The organism is Nocardia cyriacigeorgica (assembly GCF_010858045.1).
GTDB lineage: Bacteria > Actinomycetota > Actinomycetes > Mycobacteriales > Mycobacteriaceae > Nocardia > Nocardia cyriacigeorgica_E.
Genome location: NZ_JAAGVC010000001.1, coordinates 303,175 through 326,155 on the forward strand (window position 1 = coordinate 303,175; position 22,981 = coordinate 326,155).

The 22,981-nt window shown below is 68.0% G+C and carries 18 protein-coding genes, 2 tRNA genes and 1 pseudogene; 13 read left to right on the forward strand and 8 right to left on the reverse strand.

Going from position 1 to position 22,981, the window contains the following annotated elements:
* The first annotated feature begins 17 nt into the window (after positions 1–17).
* The 3 genes from GV790_RS01370 to GV790_RS01380 all read left to right on the forward strand — a co-directional run bounded on the left by GV790_RS01370 (position 18) and on the right by GV790_RS01380 (position 1,620).
* Complete coding sequence (locus tag GV790_RS01370; protein WP_163809560.1) at positions 18–338, forward strand: hypothetical protein; 321 nt, start codon at positions 18–20, stop codon at positions 336–338.
* Between the two features lie 137 nt (positions 339–475).
* Positions 476–799 carry a WhiB family transcriptional regulator gene (locus GV790_RS01375; protein WP_014352469.1) on the forward strand — a complete coding sequence of 108 codons (324 nt, stop codon included), beginning with the start codon at positions 476–478 and terminating at the stop codon, positions 797–799.
* A 263-nt stretch (positions 800–1,062) separates the two neighbouring features.
* Positions 1,063–1,620 (forward strand): hypothetical protein, encoded by a 558-nt coding sequence (locus GV790_RS01380; protein ID WP_163809561.1) that lies wholly within the window; start codon positions 1,063–1,065, stop codon positions 1,618–1,620.
* A gap of 53 nt (positions 1,621–1,673) precedes the next feature.
* Here the strand turns inward: GV790_RS01380 and GV790_RS01385 are convergent, their stop codons facing one another.
* The 3 genes from GV790_RS01385 to GV790_RS01395 all read right to left on the reverse strand — a co-directional run bounded on the left by GV790_RS01385 (position 1,674) and on the right by GV790_RS01395 (position 5,542).
* A complete protein-coding gene (locus GV790_RS01385; protein ID WP_163809562.1) occupies positions 1,674–3,017 on the reverse strand; it encodes an ABC1 kinase family protein in 1,344 nt (447 codons plus the stop codon).
* A gap of 76 nt (positions 3,018–3,093) precedes the next feature.
* Positions 3,094–3,954: a hypothetical protein gene (locus GV790_RS01390; RefSeq protein ID WP_256672934.1), complete on the reverse strand. Its 861-nt coding sequence runs from the start codon at positions 3,952–3,954 to the stop codon at positions 3,094–3,096.
* A 163-nt stretch (positions 3,955–4,117) separates the two neighbouring features.
* On the reverse strand, positions 4,118–5,542 hold the full coding sequence (locus GV790_RS01395) for a zinc-dependent metalloprotease (RefSeq protein WP_163809563.1): 1,425 nt from the start codon (positions 5,540–5,542) through the stop codon (positions 4,118–4,120).
* Positions 5,543–5,703: 161 nt separating this feature from the next.
* On the opposite strand from GV790_RS01395, the gene GV790_RS01400 reads away from it, so the two are divergent.
* Positions 5,704–6,729 carry a YlbL family protein gene (locus GV790_RS01400; protein ID WP_175585763.1) on the forward strand — a complete coding sequence of 342 codons (1,026 nt, stop codon included), beginning with the start codon at positions 5,704–5,706 and terminating at the stop codon, positions 6,727–6,729.
* An 86-nt stretch (positions 6,730–6,815) separates the two neighbouring features.
* Here GV790_RS01400 and GV790_RS01405 read toward each other — a convergent pair whose 3' ends face one another.
* Complete coding sequence (locus GV790_RS01405; RefSeq protein ID WP_163809954.1) at positions 6,816–7,373, reverse strand: PPA1309 family protein; 558 nt, start codon at positions 7,371–7,373, stop codon at positions 6,816–6,818.
* A 476-nt stretch (positions 7,374–7,849) separates the two neighbouring features.
* Between GV790_RS01405 and GV790_RS01410 the strand changes: the two genes are divergently transcribed.
* Positions 7,850–10,852 (forward strand): UPF0182 family protein, encoded by a 3,003-nt coding sequence (locus GV790_RS01410; RefSeq protein ID WP_163809565.1) that lies wholly within the window; start codon positions 7,850–7,852, stop codon positions 10,850–10,852.
* Between the two features lie 104 nt (positions 10,853–10,956).
* Here the strand turns inward: GV790_RS01410 and GV790_RS01415 are convergent.
* Positions 10,957–11,289 (reverse strand): annotated as a pseudogene (locus GV790_RS01415) (transglycosylase family protein); the annotation flags it as partial.
* 600 nt (positions 11,290–11,889) lie between these two features.
* On the opposite strand from GV790_RS01415, the gene GV790_RS01420 reads away from it, so the two are divergent.
* The 4 genes from GV790_RS01420 (at position 11,890) to GV790_RS01435 (ending at position 14,890) form a co-directional block, all read left to right on the forward strand.
* Positions 11,890–11,963, forward strand: a tRNA-Met gene (locus tag GV790_RS01420).
* Positions 11,964–12,556: 593 nt separating this feature from the next.
* Positions 12,557–12,630: transfer RNA gene (locus tag GV790_RS01425), tRNA-Met, on the forward strand.
* 751 nt (positions 12,631–13,381) lie between these two features.
* Positions 13,382–14,053, forward strand: a complete 672-nt coding sequence (locus GV790_RS01430) for a hypothetical protein (protein ID WP_280212770.1) — start codon at positions 13,382–13,384, stop codon at positions 14,051–14,053.
* A 96-nt stretch (positions 14,054–14,149) separates the two neighbouring features.
* On the forward strand, positions 14,150–14,890 hold the full coding sequence (locus GV790_RS01435) for a TetR/AcrR family transcriptional regulator (RefSeq protein WP_228806512.1): 741 nt from the start codon (positions 14,150–14,152) through the stop codon (positions 14,888–14,890).
* 48 nt (positions 14,891–14,938) lie between these two features.
* Here the strand turns inward: GV790_RS01435 and GV790_RS01440 are convergent, their stop codons facing one another.
* Together GV790_RS01440 and aztA are read right to left on the reverse strand one after the other, a co-directional pair.
* Positions 14,939–15,937 (reverse strand): AurF N-oxygenase family protein, encoded by a 999-nt coding sequence (locus GV790_RS01440; protein ID WP_163809569.1) that lies wholly within the window; start codon positions 15,935–15,937, stop codon positions 14,939–14,941.
* A 129-nt stretch (positions 15,938–16,066) separates the two neighbouring features.
* Complete coding sequence (aztA, locus tag GV790_RS01445) at positions 16,067–16,741, reverse strand: zinc ABC transporter ATP-binding protein AztA (RefSeq protein ID WP_163809571.1); 675 nt, start codon at positions 16,739–16,741, stop codon at positions 16,067–16,069.
* Positions 16,742–16,801: 60 nt separating this feature from the next.
* On the opposite strand from aztA, the gene aztB reads away from it, so the two are divergent.
* The 4 genes from aztB to GV790_RS01465 all read left to right on the forward strand — a co-directional run bounded on the left by aztB (position 16,802) and on the right by GV790_RS01465 (position 21,891).
* On the forward strand, positions 16,802–18,796 hold the full coding sequence (gene aztB, locus GV790_RS01450; protein WP_163809573.1) for a zinc ABC transporter permease AztB: 1,995 nt from the start codon (positions 16,802–16,804) through the stop codon (positions 18,794–18,796).
* Positions 18,793–19,707 (forward strand): zinc ABC transporter substrate-binding protein AztC, encoded by a 915-nt coding sequence (gene aztC / locus GV790_RS01455; RefSeq protein ID WP_163809575.1) that lies wholly within the window; start codon positions 18,793–18,795, stop codon positions 19,705–19,707. The genes aztB and aztC overlap by 4 nt, the downstream gene beginning before the upstream one ends.
* A gap of 56 nt (positions 19,708–19,763) precedes the next feature.
* Positions 19,764–20,918: a zinc metallochaperone AztD gene (gene aztD, locus GV790_RS01460; protein ID WP_163809577.1), complete on the forward strand. Its 1,155-nt coding sequence runs from the start codon at positions 19,764–19,766 to the stop codon at positions 20,916–20,918.
* Between the two features lie 160 nt (positions 20,919–21,078).
* Entirely contained in the window at positions 21,079–21,891 is an 813-nt protein-coding gene (locus GV790_RS01465; RefSeq protein ID WP_163809579.1) for a class I SAM-dependent methyltransferase, read from the forward strand.
* Positions 21,892–21,962: 71 nt separating this feature from the next.
* On the opposite strand, the gene GV790_RS01470 is transcribed toward GV790_RS01465, so the two are convergent.
* Complete coding sequence (locus GV790_RS01470; RefSeq protein WP_163809581.1) at positions 21,963–22,784, reverse strand: nuclear transport factor 2 family protein; 822 nt, start codon at positions 22,782–22,784, stop codon at positions 21,963–21,965.
* Between the last annotated feature and the right edge of the window lie 197 nt (positions 22,785–22,981).

Consider the following 22,981-nt stretch of genomic DNA (forward strand, 5'->3'; position numbering starts at 1 on the left):
GGAGGGAGGCAGACGAAATGGACAACATCACCGCTTTCGATGTGATGGGCACCGGCGCGACCACGTCGGCTGTTTCTGCCTCCCGGGGGATCCTCGCCATGCAGGGGATCGGTCTGTCCGGCGCCGGTGGTTTCGGTACGCACCTGGATTACGCGCCCACCCCGATTCTCATCGATCCGCAGGACAAGCCCAGCGCGGGCTGGCATCCGGCAGCTGCCTTCGCAGTCGCCGGGGCTTTTGTCGCCGAAGCCGGCAATGAGCCGGTGCAGGCAGCACGCCTCCGCAACGCACACCCAGCGTCCGTGATCAGGACTCGACTCAGATGTCGACCTAGGTAGGGAACACTCCCCGCCTCCTGGCCACGGATCGCAAGAAGCGAAACCGTGGCCAGATTTTTCCGGCCCTTCAGCCGGCAGCACCGGTTTCGCGGAATGAACGACACCGAACCGCTGCAAACGAGCTGAAGGAGAACGACGTGTTCACCGCAGAGAGCTGGCCGACGGCCACTGCTGACGTGACATGCCGAACCGTGGCAACCGCTCCCCGTGACCAGGAGGTCACCACCACCCTGCCGTGCCGGGCAGGGGACCCTGACCTGTGGTTCGCCGAGAGCCCGGTCCAGTTGGAGCAGGCCAAGGCGCTGTGCGCGTCCTGCCCCATCCGCAAGGGCTGCCTGAGCGCTGCCATCGATCGCCGTGAGCCGTGGGGCGTGTGGGGCGGAGAGATCTTCGACCAGGGTGTCGTGATTGCTCGCAAGCGGCCCCGTGGCCGTCCCCGCAAGGTCGCGACATGCGTCTGATGGCCGCGCCGACGGCGCGCCGGGTCCGCGGCCCGAGTACCGGTGGCACGCCGGTCGGGCCGCGGACCGCCGAACGACCAACCGCCCAGCCGATCCGGCTGGGCGGTTGCCTTTTATTGGGGGAGTAGGGATTTCGTGTCCGCGGCGCGATCGCGCCTTGCAAACATCTCAGTTCATTGCTATATGAAATCTATGCCTTGAGTTTCAGGTTTTCCGCGCTGCGCCGCGGAGAACTTCAACCTTGTTCTCGGAGGTTTCGACGCATGAATCACGCTCTCGGCCACCCCGTTGCCACCATCGCGCCCCACGGACGCGCCGCAGCGCCCGTTCACCCGAATGTCCCGCCGAACCGATATGCCGGGCAGAACGTGCCGATCCCGGCCGACTGGCCGAGCGAATGGCATCCGGGCATGCTGTGGTGGGATGCGCGCACCGTCCTGGTGACACGGGCCGATCCGTCGGGTCGCTGGACCACCAGCACCCATCTCGTGGTGCCGATCGACCGCGGCAGGCTGGCCTTCCGCACCTCGTCCTACTCGCTGGAGACCCAGCATCTCGCCCGGGACCGGCGAGTCATCGTGCAGGCAGGCGATTGGCGCGGCAAGCCCGCCGTCGGCTCGCGCCAGCATCAGGGCGTCGCCGAATTCGTCGGCGCGGGACCGCTGTTCGACAAGATCTGCACGGGGCTGCGCGCCAAGTACGGGATGCGCGCGGGACTGGCCCGGCTGTATCACGGCGTCACGATGGGTTCCGCACCCTACGGCGACACCGCCGTCGTGGTGACCGTCCACGAAACGCCCCAGCTGCCACCGGCGGGCTGACCGGCACCCGGGCGCGCACCTCGGCGATCGGCCGGAGTGCGCGCCGTCCTGGACTAGGCGCTGTTGCGCTGCTCGCGGAATCCGGGCATCCAGGTGGCGGCCAGCTGCATGAACGGGACCTCGGCGTCGAGCTGTGCGGCGATGCCGATCGAGCCCGCCAGCACCCGGAAGATCATGACGTGTTCGGCGGGCAGCATCAGGGCACGCGCGGTCTTCATCTCCGGACTGTTGAAATCCGAGGCGCGCCCGGCCACCCGCTGCATCCACTTGCGGGTGAAGTGGAACGAATCGGACTTGATCGGATCGGTGAACGGGCGCAGGTAGTCCGCGATCTCCTGATGGGTGATCACCCGCCCAGGAATCACCCAGCCGTTCTCGTGCAGCAGGGCGGTGAGCTCCTCGAACTCTTCGTCGACCGCCAGCGCCAGGATCCGGCCGAGCAGCTCGGGGAAACCATTGGGCAGTGGGGCGCAGGCCCCGAAATCGATGACGGCCAGCTTGCCTTCCTGGGTCATCATGAAGTTGCCCGGATGTGGATCGGCGTGCAGCAGGCCCGCCAGTTCCGGTGCGGAGAAATGGAATCGGCCCATCAGTGTGGCAACCCGGTTGCGCAGTTCGCGGGTGCCCTCGGGATCGGCGTTTCCTGCCGCGATGATCGCGGAAACCGGTGTGCCATCGAGCCATTCGGTGACGATCACCTTCGGCGCGCTGGCCACCACCTTCGGCACGATGAACTCCGGATGCCCGTCGTAGGCCTTGGCGAAGGTGCGCTGATTGTTCGCCTCGTTGCGGTAGTCGAGTTCTTCCTCGGTGCGTTCGGTGATCTCGGCGAGGATCGGCTTCACATCGGCGCCGGGGATGACCGAGGAGATCAGGCCGGTCATCCGTGACAGAGTCTTGAGATCCGCGCGTAAGGCCTCGTCGGCGCCGGGGTACTGCACCTTCACGGCCACCGTGCGCCCATCCGACCACACCGCGCGATGCACCTGGCCGATGCTGGCCGAGGCGGCGGGGACGTCATCGAAGGAGCGGAACCTGGTGCGCCACTGGGTACCGAGCTGTTGATCGAGCACCCGGTACACGGTCTCGATGGGCATCGGCGGGGCGGCCGCCTGCAGCTTGGTCAGTGCTTCGCGGTAGTGCTCGCCGAACTCCTCGGGGACCGCGGCCTCCATCACGCTGAGCGCCTGGCCGAATTTCATCGCACCGCCCTTGAGCTCACCGAGGACGGTGAACAGCTGCTCGGCGGCCTTCTGGTTCAGCTGGGCGTTGATCTCGCCCTTGTCACCCCCGGCCAGCTTCTTACCGAAACCGACAGCGGCTCGCCCGGCGATCCCGAGGGGAATCTTGGCTAACTTCGCGTTGCGGGAGGAGCTGCGGCGCACGATCTCGGACACGTACCCATCATGGCGGACCGGGCGGCCGCTGTGCCATCGAAATCCGCTGAGAATCGGCGTTCTGGAGTGGTACCCGTCACACCTGGGTGCTGTGATCGGCGCGAATACGGCGGCACACACAACGCTCGTGCGGCACCCGATGCCGGATCCGCAGCCGGTAGGACCCAGGGTCCAGCTCCAACTGGGCATGCAGAACGGCCGGGCGTCTGCGGACCGAACAGGCGATGATCGACTCCAGCTCACGCAAGGCCAGCGCGGCGGTGGCCTCGATCTCGGGCGGCGAGCCGTGGCCGACCCGGCCGAGCAGTTGCGCGGCCACGCGTGGCCATTCCGGGTCGTAGTCGGCGCGCAGTAGGTCGGCGCACCGCAGGCAGCCGGTCTCGCCGGGCAGCACCAGCGGCCCCACCACGCCGACACCGTCGCGCAGGTGCACCGGCAGGTGCGGAATCCGCTCGCGCAGCAACTGGTCGGTCAGGCGCGGGTCCGGTTTCAGCGTGTCGGTCAACAGGACCAGGTCCGGCCGCGGCCGCGGATCGAGCCTGGCGCCGCGGGAACGTTGCGGGCGCAGGCCCAACCGGCGCAGACCAGCGGTCAGCGCATCGGAGAGTGGCCCGAGGCCGTGCACCCGGACCCGGCGCACCTGCCCGGCCGGAGTGTCGGGATAGAGCAGCAGCCCGGCATCGTCCAGGGTGGCCAGCAGCTCACTCGCGCGTGCGGCGGTGAGACCGAGTTCGGTGGCTCGCCAGATGATCTGCGGGCGGGTGCGTAGACCGTCGAGCAGATCAAGGAATTGCCGCAGCGTGCCGTTGTCGACGCCGGGAATCGCCAGCTGCCGCGCGGACTCGGGATCCCAGCCGAGCTGGATCACACCGGACGGCCGAGTCAGGATCAGCAGGCGCGGGTGCAGCATCGGCCCGCGCAGGCACAGGGATGTCATGGCCTGCAGTATGCGGACTCGGCCGGTGCCGATCGTGCGCTGAACCGGGAGTTATCCACAGGCAGGCACGGGCTCGATCCGGGTGGGTCGCAGCCGTGACCGTGGATCGGGTCGTTGTGTCGCGGCGGTGCCAGGACACCGGTCGACGCCCGTGCCGCTGTGATCAGGAAGCGGTATCGCCGCCGGTCTCGCCCGGCTCGCCACCCGCCTCGCCCGACTTCTTGCGCTCGTCGCGCTCGCGGGCCTCGGTCTCGGCCAGTTGCGCCAGCGGATCGTCGAAAGCATTCGCGCCGCCGCCGATCACCGCATCGATGAATCCGGCGGGGGAGTCGAGGTCACTGGCGTCGGGCAACAGATCTGGATGTGCCCAGACACCGTCGCGCGCCTCCATGCCCGCGTCGGTGGTCAACCGCTGCCACAGCGCCGCCGCCTCGCGCAGCTTGCGCGGGCGCAGCTCCAGCCCGACCAGCGTGGCGAAGGTCTGCTCGGCCGGCCCGCCGGTGGCCCGGCGCCTGCGCAGCGTCTCGGCCAGCGCGCCCGCACCGGGCAGGCGTTCACCGACCGCCTCGGCCACCACCACCTGCACCCAGCCCTCGATCAGGGCGAGCAGCGTCTCCAGCCGTTCCAGCGCCTGCTTCTGTTCCGGCGTGGTCTGCGGTTCGAACGTGCCCTGCGACAGGATCTCTTCGAGCTTGCTCGGATCGGTCAGCGACATCGGGTCGATGTTCTGGGCCGCCTCCTCCAGCGCGGAGAAATCCATCTTGATGCCGCGCGCATAGTCCTCGACCGCGCCGAGCACCTGCTGACGCAGCCACGGCACATGGCCGAACAGCCGCTGATGCGCCGCCTCACGGGCGGCGAGGAACACCATGATCTCGCTTTCGGGCTGCTCCAGCCCGGCGCTGAACTCGGAGATGGCGGCGGGCAGCAGCGCGGCGGTGCCCGCGGGCCCCAGCGGCAGACCGATATCAGTGGAGGTCAGCACCTCCTTGGCCAGCTGGCCGAGCGCCTGACCGAGCTGCGAACCGAAGGCAAGCCCGCCCATCTGGCCGAGCATGCCCATCATCGGGGCCGCGAACTGCTTGGCCTCCTCGGGCAGGTTCGCCGTCCACATGCCGGAGATCTGCTGGGCGACCGGATCGCACAACCGCTGCCAGGTGGGCAGCGTTTCCTCGATCCAGTCATTGGCCGTCCACGCGGCGGTCTTCGTCGCCCCCGCGGGCAGCGTCGTCGCGCCGTCGAGCCACACCTCGGCCAGATGCGCGGCATCGGCCACGGCACTGACGGTGCCCGCGGACACCGGCGCCACGCTCGCGCCGAGCTGCTGACGGGCCAGCCGCTTGGCGACCTCGTAGTTGACCGGACCGCTCTGCGCACCCGGGGTGGCGATGCCCTGACCCATACCGCTGAGCATCTGGCCGAGCGAGGTCAGCATCTGCCCCAGCTGCGCGGGATCGAATCCGCCGGCCCCGGAACCGGCCATGCCGAAGCCGAACGGGTCGCCCGCGCCGGAACCGCTCGGCTCGTCGCCTCGTTTGCGGTCATCGTCGTCGTCGCGGTTCGAGAATCCGAACGGATGGTCACTCATACCCATTACGTTACGCGGCGTGGACCGGCGACGATGTTCGCGCGCCGCGAAATCGCGCCGGTCGTGAACCCGCTCACGGCCGGCCCCATCCCGGCACTCGCGAACCGCCAAACCTCCGCCGGTGCAGCCCAGCGACGGCGGCGCTCGCTACTGTTGGCCGCGTGAATCGTCGGATCATCACTCTGCTCGTCGCGCTGATCCCGGTGCTCGTGCTGGGCGTCGCGGGGAGCTGGTTCAACGTGCCCTTCGTCGCTCTCGGCCCGGGGCCCACGTTCAACACGCTGGGGCAGGTGGACGGCAAACAGGTCGTCGACGTCACCGGTGTCGATGTGGATCCGACCACCGGAAACCTCAATATGACCACCGTCTCGGTGCGGGACGGACTCAACATCTTCGAGGCGATCGGCTTCTGGGTCAGCGGTGAACACGGACTGGTGCCACGCTCGGAGGTCTATCCGCCCGGGGTGTCGCGGGAGGAGATCGACAAGTCCAACCAGCAGGACTTCAAGGATTCCGAGAGCAATGCCGAAGTGGCGGCGATGAACTTCCTCGGCCTGCCCACCGTGGTGCTCGCCCGCACCGTCGCCGACAACGGCCCGGCCAAGGCGGTGCTGGAGGAAGGCGATCAGATCGTCAGCATCAACGGTGCGCCGATGAACGAGCCGAAGGACGTCGTGGACGCGATCGGGAAACTGCCGCCGGGCAGCACGATCACCATGGTGATCCGGCGCGACGATGCCGAACAGACCGTCGAGGTGACCCTCGGCGCCCGCGAGGACGATCCGAACAAGGGCTACCTCGGCGTCACCCCCGGCGAAGGCGCTCGCCCGCCCATGGAGGTCACCTTCAACCTCGCCGACATCGGCGGACCCTCGGCGGGCCTGATGTTCAGCCTGGCCCTGATCGACAAGCTCACCCCCGGCGAACTCGACGGCGGCACCTTCGTCGCGGGCACCGGATCGATCGACCAGGAAGGCAAGGTCGGCCCGATCGGCGGCATCCAGTACAAGATGATCGCCGCGCGCGAGGCCGGCGCCGAAACATTTCTGGTTCCCGCCGCCAACTGCAACGAGGCCAGGCAGCGCACCCCGGACGGGCTGCGTCTGGTCAAGGTCGACACCCTCGCCGGTGCGGTGCAGTCGCTCGAGGATCTCAGCGCCGGTCGCGAAACGATCACCTGCGGGTAGGGGCAGCACCGCGGCTGCCCCCAGCATCGGAGCGATCCACCGCGACCGGCGAGCGCGATGACGTCGCCGGGCCGCGCTGACGAGGATCAGTCCAGGGTGTGCTGCAACGCCTCGACCACGTTCGAGGCCAGATTCGGGTACGTGCGCAGCTCGAGATCGGCGAACTCGTCGGCATCGTCATCGGGCCGCACCTGGAGCAGGCACAGCGTGCTGCCTTCGCGCAGCGCCGCGGCGAACAACCGGGCCTCACGGCGTTCCGGGTGGGAGTGCGCCGCCGCGCGCCCGGCGGCATCGGCCGCGTCGTCGTCGGCGAGCAGCGGCGTCAACGCATCGTCGAGGGTGCTCTCCGCGGTAGGCGGCAACACCACGATCTCCTGCACCAGCACACAACCGGCGACCGCGGGCGGCCAACTCGTGGTGGCCAGGACCTCTTCCAGCGCGATCGAACCACCGGTCACATCCTCGGGAAACGGTTCCTGCGCAATCGGAGTCAACTCATCGCCGGCGTCGACCTGATCGGCCAGGCCCGGCTCGGCCGCCACCAGATCGGCCGTCGGCACCAGCGCGAACATCTGCGGCGGCCGCCCCCACCCTTCGGCATCGACGAACTCGGCCACCTCCCGGACCGATCGGGCCAAGACCATTTCAGCATGCAGATCAGCGCTCACTGTGCTTATTGTGCGCCGCCTCCGGCGTCGCGTGTTCGCGGGGCTGTGTTTGATTCGCGTCGCCTGCGGCGCCGCGGGTTCGCGGCCCTCTGGTGTCTCGGCCCGCGAACTCGGCGGCTCGGTCTCGCCTCGCTCGAAAAATGAGGGTGGACCGCCGTTGTGTCGGGTTGGCGTGTGTGGGTGACCGGTCCTTGTGTCCGACCGGGGGATGAGGCCGGCGGTTGGAGCGAGCCAGGAGCTCGGGTTGACCTGGCTTTCCCGGGAACTCGGGGTGTGCTGGGTCGAGGCCTCCGGTTGTGTCGGTGCGCCGGCTCGGCGATCGCGTTTGTGCCCTGCCGACTGTCCGGTGTCCGATTTCCGTAGAGTGGGCGCCAACGGTCCGAAATGGACCAATCGAACATCGGACTGCGGCGTGCAGGCGTTGGCGCCGCCGGACCCTGGAGAGTGGCATCGTGGGCATGCGGCCCCCCTCGGGCTTACCTTCGTTGTCCCGCCGCAGCCGTGTGCTGCTGGTGGCGGCCGTCGTGCTGGCGGCGCTACTGCTGGTGGGACCGCGCCTGGTCGACACCTATACGAACTGGTTGTGGTTCGGCGAGGTCGGATTCCGTGGCGTCTACGTCACGGTGCTGTGGACCAGGATCGCGATCTTCGCCGTGGTGGGGCTGCTGGTCGGGCTGGTGGTGTGGGCGGCGCTGATGCTGGCCTACCGCTCCCGGCCGGTGTTCGTCCCGACGGCCGGGCCCAACGATCCGATCGCGCGCTACCGCACCACCGTGATGAGCAGGCTTCGGCTGTTCGGCATCGGTATCCCGGTGCTGCTCGGTGTGCTGTCGGGCCTGGTGGCGCAATCGAATTGGGTCACCGTGCAACTGTTCCTGCACGGCGGCTCCTTCGGTGAGACCGACCCGGAGTTCAACCTCGACGTCGGCTTCTACGCCTTCGATCTGCCGTTCTACCGGATGATCCTGAACTGGCTGTTCGTCGCGATCGTCATCGCGTTCTTCGCGAACCTGGTCACCCACTACGTCTTCGGCGGGCTGCGCCTGTCCGGGCGCGAAGGCACCCTCACCAATGCCGCGCGGATCCAGCTCGCGGTGATAGCCGGAACCTTCGTGCTGCTCAAGGCCATCGCCTACTGGTTCGACCGGTACGAACTGCTGATGAGCAGCCGTAAGGAACCCACCTTCAACGGTGCCTCGTTCACCGATATCAACTCGGTGTTGCCGGCCAAACTGATCCTGATGTCGATCGCGATCATCTGCGCCATCGCCTTCTTCGCCGGCATCGTGCTGCGCGATCTGCGGGTGCCCGCGATGGCGGCGGCGCTGCTGGTGCTGTCCTCGGTGCTGGTCGGGGCGGTCTGGCCGCTCATGGTCGAGCAGTTCTCGGTGCGCCCGAACGCCGCGGAGAAGGAAAGCGAGTACATCGAGCGCAATATCGCCGCTACCCGCAAGGCGTACGGAATCACCGACGACAAGATCGATTACGTCGCCTACTCCGGCGAGAGCAGCAAGAACCCCGCCAGTGTCCCGGTCGATCACGCCACCATCGCCAACGCCCGGCTGCTCGACCCGAACATCCTGTCGCCGACGTTCACTCAGCTGCGTCAGCTGAAGAACTTCTACGGCTTCCCCGAGTCGCTGGACATCGACCGCTACCGCATCAACGGCGAGGTCCAGGACTTCATCGTCGGTGCCCGTGAGCTGTCGCCGTCGTCGTTGAGCGGAAACCAGACCGACTGGATCAACAAGCACACCGTCTACACCCACGGCAACGGGTTCGTCGCCGCCCCGGCCAACCGCGTCAACCGGCCGCAGTCGGAAGACCCGAACGCGGCGGGCGGCAGCAGCGACTCCGGCTACCCGATCTTCATGGTCAGCGACCTGTTCACCAAGCCCGAAGATCAGCGCATCAAGGTCGAGCAGCCGCGCATCTACTACGGCGAACTGATCTCGCAGTCCAACCCGGACTACGCGATCGTCGGTGCCGCCGAGGGTGAAGCGCCCCGCGAATACGACAAGGACGACGCCCGCTTCACCTACGACGGTTCCGGCGGCGTGCCGATCGGCAACTGGTTCAACCGGCTGGCCTTCGCCGCCAAGTACGCCGAGCGCAACATCCTGTTCTCCTCGGCCATCGGCGACGAGTCCAAGATCCTCTACAACCGCGATCCGCGCGAGCGGGTACAGAAGGTGGCGCCATGGCTGACCACCGACGGCAACACCTACCCCTCGGTCGTGGACGGGCGCATCGTCTGGATCGTGGACGCCTACACCACGCTGGACAACTACCCCTACGCGCAGATCTCCTCGCTGGAAGGTGCGGTGGAGGACAGCATCGACCGCAAGACCGGCCGCCTGCTGCCGCGTAAGGAGGTCAGCTACATCCGCAACTCGGTCAAGGCGACCGTCGACGCCTACGACGGCACGGTGACCCTGTACGAGGTGGACTCCTCCGATCCGGTGCTGAAGGCCTGGCGTGGCGTGTTCCCGGACGCGGTGAAGCCGGCCAGTGAAATCAGCCCCGAACTGCGTGAACACTTCCGTTACCCGGAGGATCTGTTCAAGGTGCAGCGCGAGATGCTGACCAAGTACCACGTCGACGATCCGCGCGAGTTCTTCACCAACAACGCGTTCTGGTCGGTTCCCGCCGACCCGACCGTCGAAGGGGTGACGGCCAGTCAGCCGCCGTACTACGTGCTGCTCGGCGACCCGGAGACCGGCAAACCGGTGTTCAACCTGACCAGCGCGATGGTCGGCTACAACCGGCAGTTCCTGTCGGCCTACATCTCGGTGCGCTCCGACCCGGAGGGTTACGGCAAGTTCCGCATCCTGCAATTGCCGACCGACACCCAGACCCAGGGTCCGCAGCAGACGCAGAACACGATGACGACGGCGCCGCAGGTCTCCCAGGAGAAGACGCTGCTGTCGAACTCCAACAAGATCAGATACGGCAATCTGCTGACCCTGCCGGTCGCCGATGGCGGCATCCTCTATGTCGAGCCGTTCTACAACGAGCGCAACACCGGCCCCAACACCGCGACCTTCCCGCAGCTGCTGCGCGTGCTGGTCAGCTACCGCGATCAGGCGGGCAGTGTGAAGGTCGGCTACGCCTCGACGCTGGCCGAGGCGCTGAACCAGGTGCTACCAGGTGCGGGCGCGCTGGCCACGCCGCCGGGCGGCGATCCGGCGATCCGGCCGCAGCCGGGCACGGCACCCCCGGTGGAGGGCTCCACACCGCCGCCGGCGGAGAACGGCGCGCCGCCACCGGCCGAGGGCTCGACGCCGCCACCTCCTGCCGGTTCCTCGGGAGCCAAGGACGCAGCGGCCGCCGAGCTGGACCGCAAGATCGAGGCCGTGCGCACCGCGATGCGGACGGGCAACTTCGCGGACTTCGGTAAGGCGCTCGACGAACTGGAGGCCGCGGTCAAGGCCTACCAGGACGCGGGACGCTGATCCGAAACGCGGAAACGGCGCTGTCATCCACTGGATGACAGCGCCGTTTCGTTTGCGCTGCTGAGTCGGCGTTCAGCGGCCAGGCCGCTCGCCTAGGAGCCTCAGAGGTAGGCGCCGCACACCGGCCAGGCGCCGGGGCCCTGGGTGGCCAGCACGTTCTCGGCCACGCGGATCTGCTCTTCGCGGCTCGCGTTGTGCGCGTAGCCGGTGCCACCGTTGGCCTCCCAGGTGCTCTGCGAGAACTGCAGGCCGCCGTAGTAGCCGTTACCGGTGTTGATGGACCAGTCGCCGCCGCTCTCGCAGGCCGCGACAGCGTCCCAGTTGCCCGAGTAGGCCGAAGCGGTGGCGGTGGAAAGACCGAACGGGACGGCAACGAGAGCCCCAGCAATGGCAGTCAGGCCGAGGGCGCGGGTGCTGAACTTCCGGTTCTTAGTCATGTGGTTTCCCTCCCTGTGCCCACCAGCGCGGCGGATGTTCTCCGTCGGCCCCTGTCCCCAGGTGTGATGTCGGGGTACTCCGAACCGCGGGACAGGGTCTCCGGTGTTCTTCGGTTCGGGTTCGAGCCCATCTCGGTTTGATCCGGGCCGTGGCAACGACGGTAACGAACAAATCTCGTTCGATCACGTCTTGATAACTTCCAATTTATTGCCGGTGAATCCACGTGAATCGGTAGCATTAGAACGTATTCGCTGGTGAGAAACCGGATTCGCCCTTACCCAAAGGCGATTGTGATAACACCGTTATGTGTTCGGGATCACTCCGAAATCGTAGCGCCGGTCACACGCTCGGGCCGGTTACGCGGCTCGCTACCGCCCGGCAACCGGCCCTGGGGATCTGTGTCCGCGGCGGCTGACCGACGGGACCGGTGGTTACCTCCGGCCGTCGACGGGTTCCTCGATCGCGTCGCCATTCGGTCGCCAGTCGTCGGCTCTCCCGTCTTCGGGGAGCGGGTCGTTGCCGTCCGTCACCCACGGAAACGGCGCTGACCTGCCGGTTTGCGATCGTCGGGAACCCGTGTGTAATGTTGTGTTCACCGACGCGGGGTGGAGCAGCTCGGTAGCTCGCTGGGCTCATAACCCAGAGGTCGCAGGTTCAAATCCTGTCCCCGCTACTACAGGCCCGGCCCGGAGGCACCAACCTCCGGGCCGGGCCTTTTACTATGTCGCGCCCCCATCGGCCCGTGCACCGGACCACTCTCCGCGCTCGCACCCGCTCGCCGGCGCTCCGCTCGGCCACCGGCAAGCATCCAGCAGCTCGGCCATGCGGCCAAATGCCGCTCACTGCGAGGTAATGCAGAACTATTCGCAGCGCCCCCGCCCATCACCGAAAATGATTCCGCGGCACACCGCCCGGCCCCCTGTCGCCCCCCGCGCAATTCACGCGAGCTTCTGTTGCGATCCGGCATCGACCGCGGCCCGGCGTGCCGCGGAACCCGGTCGGCCGCTGACGAGAGGTCGCGGCGATCGTCAGCCCGTCCGGCGGAGAAGGACACCCCCGACCCCGGGCGCTGAAGATGCCGCCCCACTCCTCCGTCGAGAAGAGAACTGAAGAAGAGAACTGCTCGGCGAGCCGGCCAGGTGCCGGCGTCCCGGCTCTGTTCGACACCCGGAAGCATCCCTCCCAGCCTGCTGACCACGCGAAATGTCCCGGCACCACAGTCGATTACGTTCTCGAGCCGCAGGTGTGTAAGCTGGTAATTACCGACGCGGGGTGGAGCAGCTCGGTAGCTCGCTGGGCTCATAACCCAGAGGTCGCAGGTTCAAATCCTGTCCCCGCTACAACAGTGGCCCGGAACCAAAGTTCCGGGCCACACCCCTTTTCGACCCAGTCGGCAGGCTTCGCCAGCGCTCACCGCCCGGCCTCTGGCCGCGAACAGTGGGAACGAGCGGGCACTGCGGCGAAAAGTATCCTGTCAATTCCGACGGTGGCGCAGCCGCCGCGGGCATTCAATGCCGACGCGAAGCGCGACGCGAGTGCAAACCCCTGTATCCGGCACGGTCAGTAAAAACCCTGTGCCCGAAAAGGATTCGCCGATGCGAAATCGCCTCACCGGTAGAGGCGAAAAGCATAGTCTGTATCTCAACGGCCACTGCCGCTTATGAACCCCTGATCCCGATCAGCGGGACGCCGACCGAACAAAAGACGGCGGCGAGAGTGAAATCGCTTTTCTCTCAGCGGATATCGCATACCTCCTCCGCGCATTCGACGAGACAACGACGCCCGCCGCCCGCACCGCCGACTCGCCGCGGTCCGTACTTCCTAGCCGCCGCACCAGGGCGGTTCGGGGAGAACCCACGTGTTCGTTACGGCATCGTGACGAGCAGCGACCCGAGCACAGAACCTCCGCTACGGATGTGAAACACCGATTTTCCAGAACTCCTGGACAACGGTCCAGTGGCGTGCTTCCCTGTCTCCCAGGCGGATATCCGCCCGAGGGCGAATCGCATTCGCCTGATGAGGATCATGTAATCCCGGAGATCTTCCGGGAATTCTGGAGGAACAATGCTCCCTGGTATTCGGACGGGTGCCGTGATCGCTACCGCGTCGCTGGCCTGCGCGGGATTCGGAGTTGCGGTCGGCACGGGAACCGCGGCGGCCGACACCTGTGCGGTGCGCAGCCACGCCACCAAACGAGACGCGAGCACGGTCGGGGTGACGCATGTCTACGACAAGATCGCCAGTAGCGAAACGGTCGGCATCGGCACCACGGTGACCTACACGGTGATCGTCGGCACCACGGGCGTCGGCAACCCTTACGTCAACACCATCACCGACTTCCCGCCGACGGGGTTCGGTGCGCCGGTCGAGACCACCATCACCGCCTATCACGCGGTCGGCGGCCAGCGAACCGAAGCGGTGACGCCCGAGCCGAACGCCGGCGGATGGAAGGTCACCAGCACCGGCTGGTTCGTCAACTCGGGCAACCCGGTCACCTTGAACATCACCTATCCGGTACCGGGCGACCTGCGGGCCGGCCAGCAGGTCACCAGCGGCGGCGTCGGGGTAGCCGGCACGGTCGGGGTCGGCGCCGAGTTCCCGAACCTGACCGCTTGTTTCACCGCGCGTACGCCGAATCTGGGCGAGGGTGCGCTCGGGAGCATGGACGACAACGGTCTCGGATCCTCCGACGGACAGCTGAGCTCCACCGGGTCGATCGCCGACATGCTCGGCGCGGTACTGCGCAGCATGCTCGGTAGCTAGCCGCGCAATGGTGTCCGGGCGGTCGTTGCGCGGCGGCCGCCCGGGCCTCGGGCGCATCGCCACGGGGGCGGTACCGGACTCGGTACACTGCCTGGCATGTCGGTGGTGTCGCCACAACCGCGGATGCCGGGGGCGGTCAGTGGCTATGAGGCTCGCTGGGAGCGGCACAACAGCGAGCGCCAGCTGACGATCCTGCGAGCCGCGGTCGAGCTGCTCGAGGAGAGTCCGCCCGGGGCGGATATCCCGGTGCACCGCATCGCCAAACGCGCCGGTGTCGCCAAATCGGTGGTGTACCGGCAGTTCAGCGGGCGCGAGGAACTGGACCGGCGCCTCCGCTCCTATTTGATCGACGATTTCGCCGCCCAGCTCGACGAACAACTCGACATGTCCACCGGTTCGGTGCGCGAGATCCTCACCCGCACCATCCGCGCGGTCGCGGACTGGATGTCGGACCATCCGCGGCTGACCGAGTTCGCGCGGACCGGCCCGCCCTTCGGTGGCGAGGACACTGTCGACGCGGTCGCCAGCCTGAAACTGCGGATCGCGGCGCGCGGCAGCGAGCTGATCTCCTCTGTCGCCCAGCTGATGGGCACCGACGCCGGCGCCTTCGAATCGGTGCCGTTCGCGGTGGTGACGATGGTCGAGGGCGTGCTGTCGGCCTGGGTGGCCGACCCGGCGCCGGATCGCACCAGGGCCCAGGTCGTCGACGAACTGGCCACCATCACCTGGTTCGTGCTCGACGGCGCGGCCAGGACCAGCGGCATCCACGTCGACCCCGACCGCGAACTGGCCTCGATTCTGCGTGATTTCACCGAGTCGGGTGCGACCGCGGGCTGAACCCGCCGCGGTGGTCGTGACCCGCGGCTAGCGGGCCACGACCTCGGCTCAGGCCGCGTGCCGGATTCGGCGATCGGGCTCGCTGCGATAGCGCGCGTAATCGCCGTCGATGCCGAGCGCTTTCCACAACCGCCGGGTGACCGGGTTCATCAGCCCGATCTCGTCGGCCAGCGCCCGCATATCGCCGAAGTAGCCGGACAGGATCTTGCGTGACTGCGGGCTGCGCCAGAACGCTTCCTTGATCACCTCACGGGGAATGTCGAATTTCTCCGCGAACGAGCGCGGCGGCGCGATGATCTCGCCGGCCAGCCAGCGCATGGCCAGCGGGAAGGCGATCGCGCAGACCTGGGTGGTCACCGGGTTCATCTTCGCGATATGCGCCTTGAGGAACTCACCGGCGAACGAGATGTGCCGCGCCTCCTCGGCGATGTGGATCTCCATGGTGCGCAAGACCATCGGCGGCAGATTCCCGCCATCGCGGATCAGCGCCTTCTGGAAGTGGTCGATCGGTTCCTCGCCGCCGAGGATGCCGATGAACAGGATGACGTGCGCGTACCCGCCTGCCACGCCGATGAACGGCGACAGCGCACGGAAGATCGGCCGCATCCCGGGCACATCCACGCCGATCCGGTTGACCAGCTCCTGGAACATCTGGATGTGGTTGCACTCTTCGGTCATCTCGTGCAGGCAGTAGCGGAACTCCGGCGACCCGTTGGGCAGCTTCATGATGTACTGCATCATTCCGCGGATCAGGATCGTCTCGAATGCGGCGCCGACCTTGATGGAATTGGCGATGCGCCAGCGGCCGATCTCGATCTGCCGCTCGAGCGGCTGGCTCCGGTACCACTCAGTGGCGCCGAGCGGATCGATCTCGGGCGAGAGAACCCAGCGCGGGTCTTTCGGGTCGAGGGCCAGTTCCGGCGAATCCCAGTCGATGTCCAGGTACGGGTCGAAGCGCCGGTTGACCGACCCTTCCGACAGCGTGTGCAGGGCATCCCGGTAGTCCTTACCGACATCCTGGGTGAGCGGCACAGTCGACGACGTCATCGGAGTCTCCTCGTGCGTGTGGTGTGGGTCTCGCTATCAACCAATTTACTGAGACTTGGCGTCCCAGTAAACCCCACATGCAGCTCGGTATGAAATTGATGCGTCGATCAGCGGTGGGAAGCCTTCTGATCAGGGTGAATGTGCCAGCAGGGCGGTTTGTGGTTCGCCTTCGCTCACGACACGTCCGTCGCGCAGGTGCACACAGTGGTCGGCGCGCAAGGCGTCGTCCAGGTCGTGCGTCGCGTGCACGACGGTCACGCCCGCGGCGCTGACCTCGGCGATCGCGCGGGTGATCTGTTCGCGGGCCGCGAGGTCGAGTCCGGTCGTCGGCTCGTCGAGTAGTAGCAGTGGTGATTGCTGGGCCAAGGCCTGGGCCAGCAGCGCGCGTTGACGCTGCCCGCCGGAGAGTGTGTCGAGGCGCCGGCCTGCCAGGTCGGCGATGGCGAGGCGATCCAGGCACTCGCCGATGATCGCGTGGTCGCCCGCGGTCAGTCTGCGCCACGGCCCGCGATGGGCCCAGCGTCCCATCGCCACCGTCTCCCGGACGGTGATCGGCAGCGTCGGAGGGACCGCGCTCTGCTGCACGACCAAGGCTGGTCGCACGCCGTCGCGTCCGGTGATGGTCCCGGCCAATAGGGGCACCACGCCCGCGAGCGCGGCCAGCAGTGTCGATTTGCCCGAACCATTGGGGCCGAGCAGGGCGGTGATCTTGCCGCTCGGGAGGGTCGCGGTGACCTCGTGCAGCACCCGGTGGCCCTGGTAGCCCGCGCTGAGTCCGGCCAGCCGGATATCCGGTGATTGCACGATGCGACTCCCGTCACTTAACTTGTAATGAAAATCGTTTCCATTCTAGGGTGTCGCATCATGGATTGGCTATTGGCCCCGTTCGAGGTGTCTTTCGTGCAACGGGCGCTGTGGGGCGGATTGCTGGTCTCCTGCTTGTGCGCGATCGCGGGCACCTGGGTTGTGGTGCGCGGCATGGCCTTTCTCAGCGATGCGATGGCGCACGGCATGCTGCCGGGTATCGCGATCGCCTCGCTGCTCGGTGGAAATCTGCTGCTGGGTGCGGCGGCCAGCGCGACCGCGATGGCGGCGGGAGTGACTGTGCTGAGCCGCAATCGGCGCAGGTCGGCCGACACCGGCATCGGCCTGCTCTTCGTCGGCATGCTGGCCATCGGTGTGATCATCGTGTCGCGGTCGCAGTCGTTCGCGGTGGACCTCACCGGTTTTCTCTTCGGCGACGTCTTGGCGACGCGGCAGCTCGATCTGCTGTTCCTGCTGGCGGCCTTGCTGATCGCGCTCGTGGTGGCCGTGCTCGGGCATCGCGCCTTCCTCGCGCTCACCTTCGACCCGCGCACCGCGCAGACCCTCGGGTTGGCGCCGCGGCGGGCTCAGTTCGCGCTCGTCGGTCTGCTCACGCTGGCCATCGTGGCGTCGTTTCATATCGTCGGAACGCTGCTGGTGTTCGGCTTGCTGATCGCGCCGCCGGCCGCGGCGATGCTGTTCGCCCATCGGATTCCGATGGTGATGGCGCTGGCGGCGGCCTTCGGTTCGGCCGCCACGGTCATCGGTCTGCTCATCTCTTGGCATGCGGGCACGGCGGCGGGCGCGACCATCGCCGGGTCCGCGGTCGCACTGTTCTTCCTGTCCGCCCTGGTATCACGGCTGCGGGAGCGACTGAGCCTGCGTGCTGCCACCGCGCCGGTAACGGTGGCCGGGGCGCTCACACTGGTTTTCCCGCTCGTCGGTTGCGGCGCCGATACCGAACCGATGCCCGCCGAGCCGACGCCGCACGGCTATGTCGCGGGCGCGGCGGAGACCGCCGAGGCGCAGCCGAGACTGGTTGTCGCGGAACGTGGTTCCGGAGCGGTGCGGGTGGTCGATCTGATCACCGAGGAGGTGATCGAGCTCGGATCTGTTCCTGATGTCACCGCGATCGCTGGTGACGGTCGCTACGCGTATCTGTCGAATGCCGCATCGACACAGGTGGTCGACAGCGGTAGCTGGATGGTCGACCACGGCGATCACGTGCACTATTACCGCGCGTCCGCGCGGGAGGTCGGGCGACTCGACGCCGGTCCGGTCACGGCCGTGTACAGCGACAAGACGATCGCGACCGCCCGCGCGGCGGCCGGCTCCGTCGTGTTGGATCGCGCTGCCCTGGATGGGGGATCGGTGCGGGAACAGGGCTCGATCCCCGACGCGACCGCTGTGCCCTACGCGGGCCGGCTGGTGGTCGCGTTGCGCTCGGGCCGTATCGAGGTGCGCTCCCGCGACGGCGCCGAGGTGACCGCGCTGGACGCACCGTGCCCTGAGCCCCGAGGGCAGGCCGTGACCCGGCGCGGCGTGGTGATCGGCTGCGCCGACGGGGCAGTGCTGGTGACCGAGCAGGATGCGCGCGTGGCCGCCACCAGGATCCCGTTCGCCGACGGCATGGGCGCGCCCGCGGAAACGTTCTTCCATCGCCCGTCGAGCACCACCCTGGTGACGCGCTCGGGTCCCGACGCCCTCGGCGTGCTCGATGTGAGCGCCCGTCGATGGACGCGCATCCCCACCGGGCCGGTGGTCGCGACCAACACCGCAGGCGCGGGTACGCCGATCATGGCGCTCACCGCCGATGGCATCCTGCGCGGATACGACCCGGTCAGCGGCGCCGAGACAGCCCAGACGAAGGTGCTCGCCGCGCCGCTCGCGCCCGGTGCGGCGAGCCCGGTCATCGCGGTCGACGCCAACCGCGCCTACGTCAACGATCCGGCGGCGCGGGTCGTGCACGAGATCGACTACAACGACAACCTGCGTATCGCACGGACTTTCCGGCTCGATATCGCACCGGAACTGATGGTGGAGACCGGCCGATGAGCGTGCTCGCCCGAATGATCGTCGCCTTGCTCGCCGCGATGATGGCGCTCACCGGATGCGCGGATTCCGGACCGGACCGCGGCGCCATCGTGGTGACCACCGACATCCTCGGCGACATCACCCAGGCGATCGTCGGTGCGGCCGCACCGGTGTCGGTGCTCATGCCGCGTGCCGCCGATCCACATTCGTTCGCCGTCTCGGCGCAGCAGGCCGCGGGACTGGAGCGGGCGGGACTGATCGTGGCCAATGGCCTCGGCCTGGAAGAGGGCGTGCTCCGCAATGTCGAGGCAGCCGCCGACGCCGGGGTGGCCACGGTATACGTCGGGTCCGAGGTCGATCCGATCGCCTTCGGTTCCGGAGCGACGGCCGGGCAGCCCGATCCGCATTTCTGGACCGATCCGCAGCGGGTGCGGCGTGCGGTCGAGGTCATCCGGGATCGCGTCATCGCGGATGTGCCCGGCGTCGATGCGGACGCCGTCCGTGCGAACGCCGACCGCTACCTGGCCGAACTGGACGCGCTCGCCACCTGGATGGCCCAGCGCTTCGCGAGCGTGCCCGCCGAGCGGCGCAAGCTCGTCACCAATCACCACGTCTTCGGCTACCTGGCACAGCGTTTCGGATTCGAGGTGGTGGGTGCGGTGATACCGAGCGGCACCACCCTGGCCTCACCGAGCCCGTCGGATCTCGCGGAACTGGCCGCCACCATCCGCGATGCCGGTGTGCCCGCGGTCTTCGCGGATTCGGCGCAACCGGATCGGCTCGCGCGAGTGCTCGCCGAGCAGGCGGGCGTGCACGTCCGGGTGGTTGGGCTGCATTCGGAATCGCTCACCCCGCCGGGCGAGGGCGCGGGCAGCTATCTGGAGATGATGCGCGCCAATACCGACGCCATCGTCACCGGGCTGGCCCCGTGAGCACCGGTGGTGCGCTCGCGCCGAGAACTTCAGCAGTACAACGGAAACGGAGCAACATGCGTACTCGGACCCGCACCACAACGGTGGCGCTCTCGGGCCTGCTCACCGCGGCGGTCGCGCTGAGCGGCTGCGGCAGCGACGAGGCAGACCAGGCGGCCGCGCCCGTCACCGCCCCGCTCGCGGTCACCTACGACGGCGGTATCTACCTGCTCGACCCGGATACCCTCGCGACCACCGGTGAGATCGCGCTGGAGGGATTCAACCGGCTCAACCCGGCCGGCGACGACCGGCACATGCTGGTCTCCACCTCGGATGCCTTCCGGGTGCTCGACGCCGTGGAGGGCCGGTTCACCGGGGTCGATTTCCCCGCCGCGAAACCGGGCCACGTCGTCGGTCACGCCGGGCGAACCGTACTGTTCGCCGACGGCAGCGGTGAAGTGACCTCGTTCGACCCCGAGCAGCTCGGCGCGGAGCAGCCCGAGACGCAGGTGTACCAGGCGCCCGCGCCGCATCACGGTGTCGCCCTCGAAATGGCGAACGGCGAACTGGTGCTGACGGTCGGCACCGAGGAAGCGCGCACCGGGATCGTCGTCCTCGACGCCGACCGCAAGGAAATCGCCCGCAACGAGGACTGCCCCGGCGTACACGGTGAGGCGACCGCGCAGGGCGAGGCCGTCGTCGTCGGCTGCCAGACCGGCGCGCTGATCTACCGCGACGGCGCCATCACCAAGGTCACCAGCCCGACCCCGTACGGGCGCATCGGCAACCAGGCGGGCAGCGAGGTCTCGCCGATCGTGCTCGGCGACTACAAGCAGGACAAGGACGCCGAACTAGAACGCCCGCAGCAGATTTCGTTGATCGACACCACCAACGCCACGCTGCGGCTGGTCGATCTCGGCACCAGCTACACCTTCCGGTCGCTGGCTCGCGGCCCGCAGGGTGAAGCGCTCGTGCTCGGCACCGACGGCAAGATCCACGTCATCGACCCGGTCGCGGGCACGGTCACCACGACCATCGCGGTGATCGACCCGTGGCAGGAGCCGCTGGAATGGCAGCAGCCGCGGCCGGCGCTGTTCGTGCGCGACGGCATCGCCTACGTCACCGATACCGCGAAGAAGGCGGTGCATCGGGTCGATCTCGCCAGCGGCGCGGTGACCGCCTCGGCGGAGTTGCCGGAGAGCCCGAACGAGCTCAGCGGCGTGAGCTCCTGACGCCCGTGCGTCGGCACCCTCGGCCGTCGGTGGCTCCGGCCACCGGCGGCCCGGCCGCTCGTCGAGGAACCCCGCTCGGCCCGATTCGTCGTTAGGCTTCCCATACCTGAGATATCCCTCCTGGTAACGGCCGTTGCGGCGGCAGGAAGAGGTGAATCCGATGAGCGGTGATGTCGGGCTCAGCGGTATCCCGCTGACGATGCTGTGGACATTGCACAACCGGGCCAGTGAATCGTTGCGCGCCGACGCGGTATTGCGCGACCCGGAGTGTGTACGCATCTACGAGTCGATCGACTTCGACTACGAGGCGGCCTTCGGCACACCCGACGGCACCCACGCCGTCCGGTCGATGCGCTTCGACGAGGCACTGCGACCCTGGCTCGCCGCACATCCGGGCGGCACCGTGGTGGAACTGGCGGCCGGGCTGGAAACCCAGTTCCAGCGCTGCGACGACGGCGCGGTGCGATGGCTGTGTGTCGACGTGCCCGAGGCCATCGCGATCCGCGAGCGTTACCTGCCCGCGCGCGATCGCTGCCGTCATCTGCCGGTCAGCGCGCTCGATCTGTCCTGGCTCGACCACATCGAGCAGCCGCAACGCGGCGTATTCGTCTCGGCGCAGGGCCTTTTCATGTATTTCGAGCCCGACGAGGTGCGCCGCCTGTGCGTGGCGATCGTCGAGCGATTTCCCGGTGTCGAGCTGATGTTCGACACGATTCCACCCTGGTTCTCGGCGAAGACGATGAAGGGCTACCGCAAAACGCCCGCCTATACGGCGCCGCCGATGCCGTGGGGCGTCGAGCGCAGCCAGATCGACAAGCTACTGCGGCAGTGGAGCCCGAAGTTCGCCGACATCCGGGTGTCGTCCTACGGGCCGTCCCATGGTGTGCTCGCCGTGCTCGCGCCGATCTTCGACCGGCTGCCCGTGCTGCGCGATATTCCGCCGAGCATCGTCTGGACGCGGGCACAGGGGTAGGCGTCGCCGGCGAGCCGCGATCGGGCTCGATCGCGGGCATACATCGGACGGCCCGCGCAGGCGGCGGTTCCTCAGGGCTGTTCCGGCACCCGCTCCCCGAACACGACGACCTGATGGATCCTCGGCGCGTCCGGGGCGAACTCCAGCGCGACCACAGCGGGTGCGCCGCCACGTTCCACACTCGTCGTCACCGACCGCCCGGCCGCGATCGTCTTCCCGGTCCGCAGGCCCGCACCGGCCCATGCGGTGAACTCGTCGGCGGAAACGACCGTGCCCGCCGGGCATTCGATCACCGTGCCCGCGCCGAGCAGCCTGCGCACATGCGCGGTGTCACCCGAGCTCGCCGCACCGAACAACTCGGTGGCCACGCGCTTGCCCGCCCGGCCGACGCCGGTGAACCCGCGAGCCATCCCCGCCGCACCGGCCAGGCCTTGATTGCGTACCAGTGCCGCGCCCAGCTTCATCCCCGCACCGAAACCCGGTGCGCCCGTGCGCAGTAGCTGCGCCACCATCGCGGGCAGTTCCCAGTGCGCGGCGAGATGGGCGATGCGCAGATCGCCGTCGACCTCGGCGAGGTCGTAGCGCAGGTGCATCGGCACCAGCACCTGCGCTCCGGTGGCCATGGTGGTCAGGATGCTGAGATCGCGGACCACGACGGCCGGGCCGGCGAAGTCGTGATCGACCCGGAACTCGATGGAGTTGGGCGCGATGAAGGTGTCGTAGAAGCGTTCGATGGCCGCGCGGCCGGTATGCGGGCGGGCGCCGACGGGATCGCGGACCGTCGCGTCGGCGGTGAACAGGCCCACCCACGCCTGCCGGTCATGGGCGGCGACGGCGCGGGGGGAAGCCTGCACGGCGGCGAGCAGGCTCGCACCGGATGCGTCCAATGCCACGGCAACTCCTTCGTCGAACGGACCGCGACGCGGCGGTCGACCCCATAGTAGAACGAGTTCTAGTTTTATGGTGTCGATGGCCGATGCCCCGGCTTCGCTGCCCAGGCGAACAGGGGCTTTCCGTGCCGCGGCGCTCTGTCACACTGGAGTGGTACCGAACCGCTCCCGTTCGGGAGCGCGTCGGCCGGACGAATGGA

Coding starts and splice junctions, on each gene's coding strand:
- GV790_RS01395 (WP_163809563.1), bottom strand. CDS start 5,542: ATGAGTGACCATCCGTTCGGATTCTCGAACCGCGACGACGACGATGAC.
- GV790_RS01465 (WP_163809579.1), top strand. CDS start 21,079: ATGAGCGGTGATGTCGGGCTCAGCGGTATCCCGCTGACGATGCTGTGG.
- aztC (WP_163809575.1), top strand. CDS start 18,793: ATGAGCGTGCTCGCCCGAATGATCGTCGCCTTGCTCGCCGCGATGATG.
- GV790_RS01435 (WP_228806512.1), top strand. CDS start 14,150: ATGTCGGTGGTGTCGCCACAACCGCGGATGCCGGGGGCGGTCAGTGGC.
- GV790_RS01380 (WP_163809561.1), top strand. CDS start 1,063: ATGAATCACGCTCTCGGCCACCCCGTTGCCACCATCGCGCCCCACGGA.
- aztD (WP_163809577.1), top strand. CDS start 19,764: ATGCGTACTCGGACCCGCACCACAACGGTGGCGCTCTCGGGCCTGCTC.
- aztB (WP_163809573.1), top strand. CDS start 16,802: ATGGATTGGCTATTGGCCCCGTTCGAGGTGTCTTTCGTGCAACGGGCG.
- GV790_RS01390 (WP_256672934.1), bottom strand. CDS start 3,954: ATGACATCCCTGTGCCTGCGCGGGCCGATGCTGCACCCGCGCCTGCTG.
- GV790_RS01370 (WP_163809560.1), top strand. CDS start 18: ATGGACAACATCACCGCTTTCGATGTGATGGGCACCGGCGCGACCACG.
- GV790_RS01440 (WP_163809569.1), bottom strand. CDS start 15,937: ATGACGTCGTCGACTGTGCCGCTCACCCAGGATGTCGGTAAGGACTAC.
- GV790_RS01405 (WP_163809954.1), bottom strand. CDS start 7,373: ATGGTCTTGGCCCGATCGGTCCGGGAGGTGGCCGAGTTCGTCGATGCC.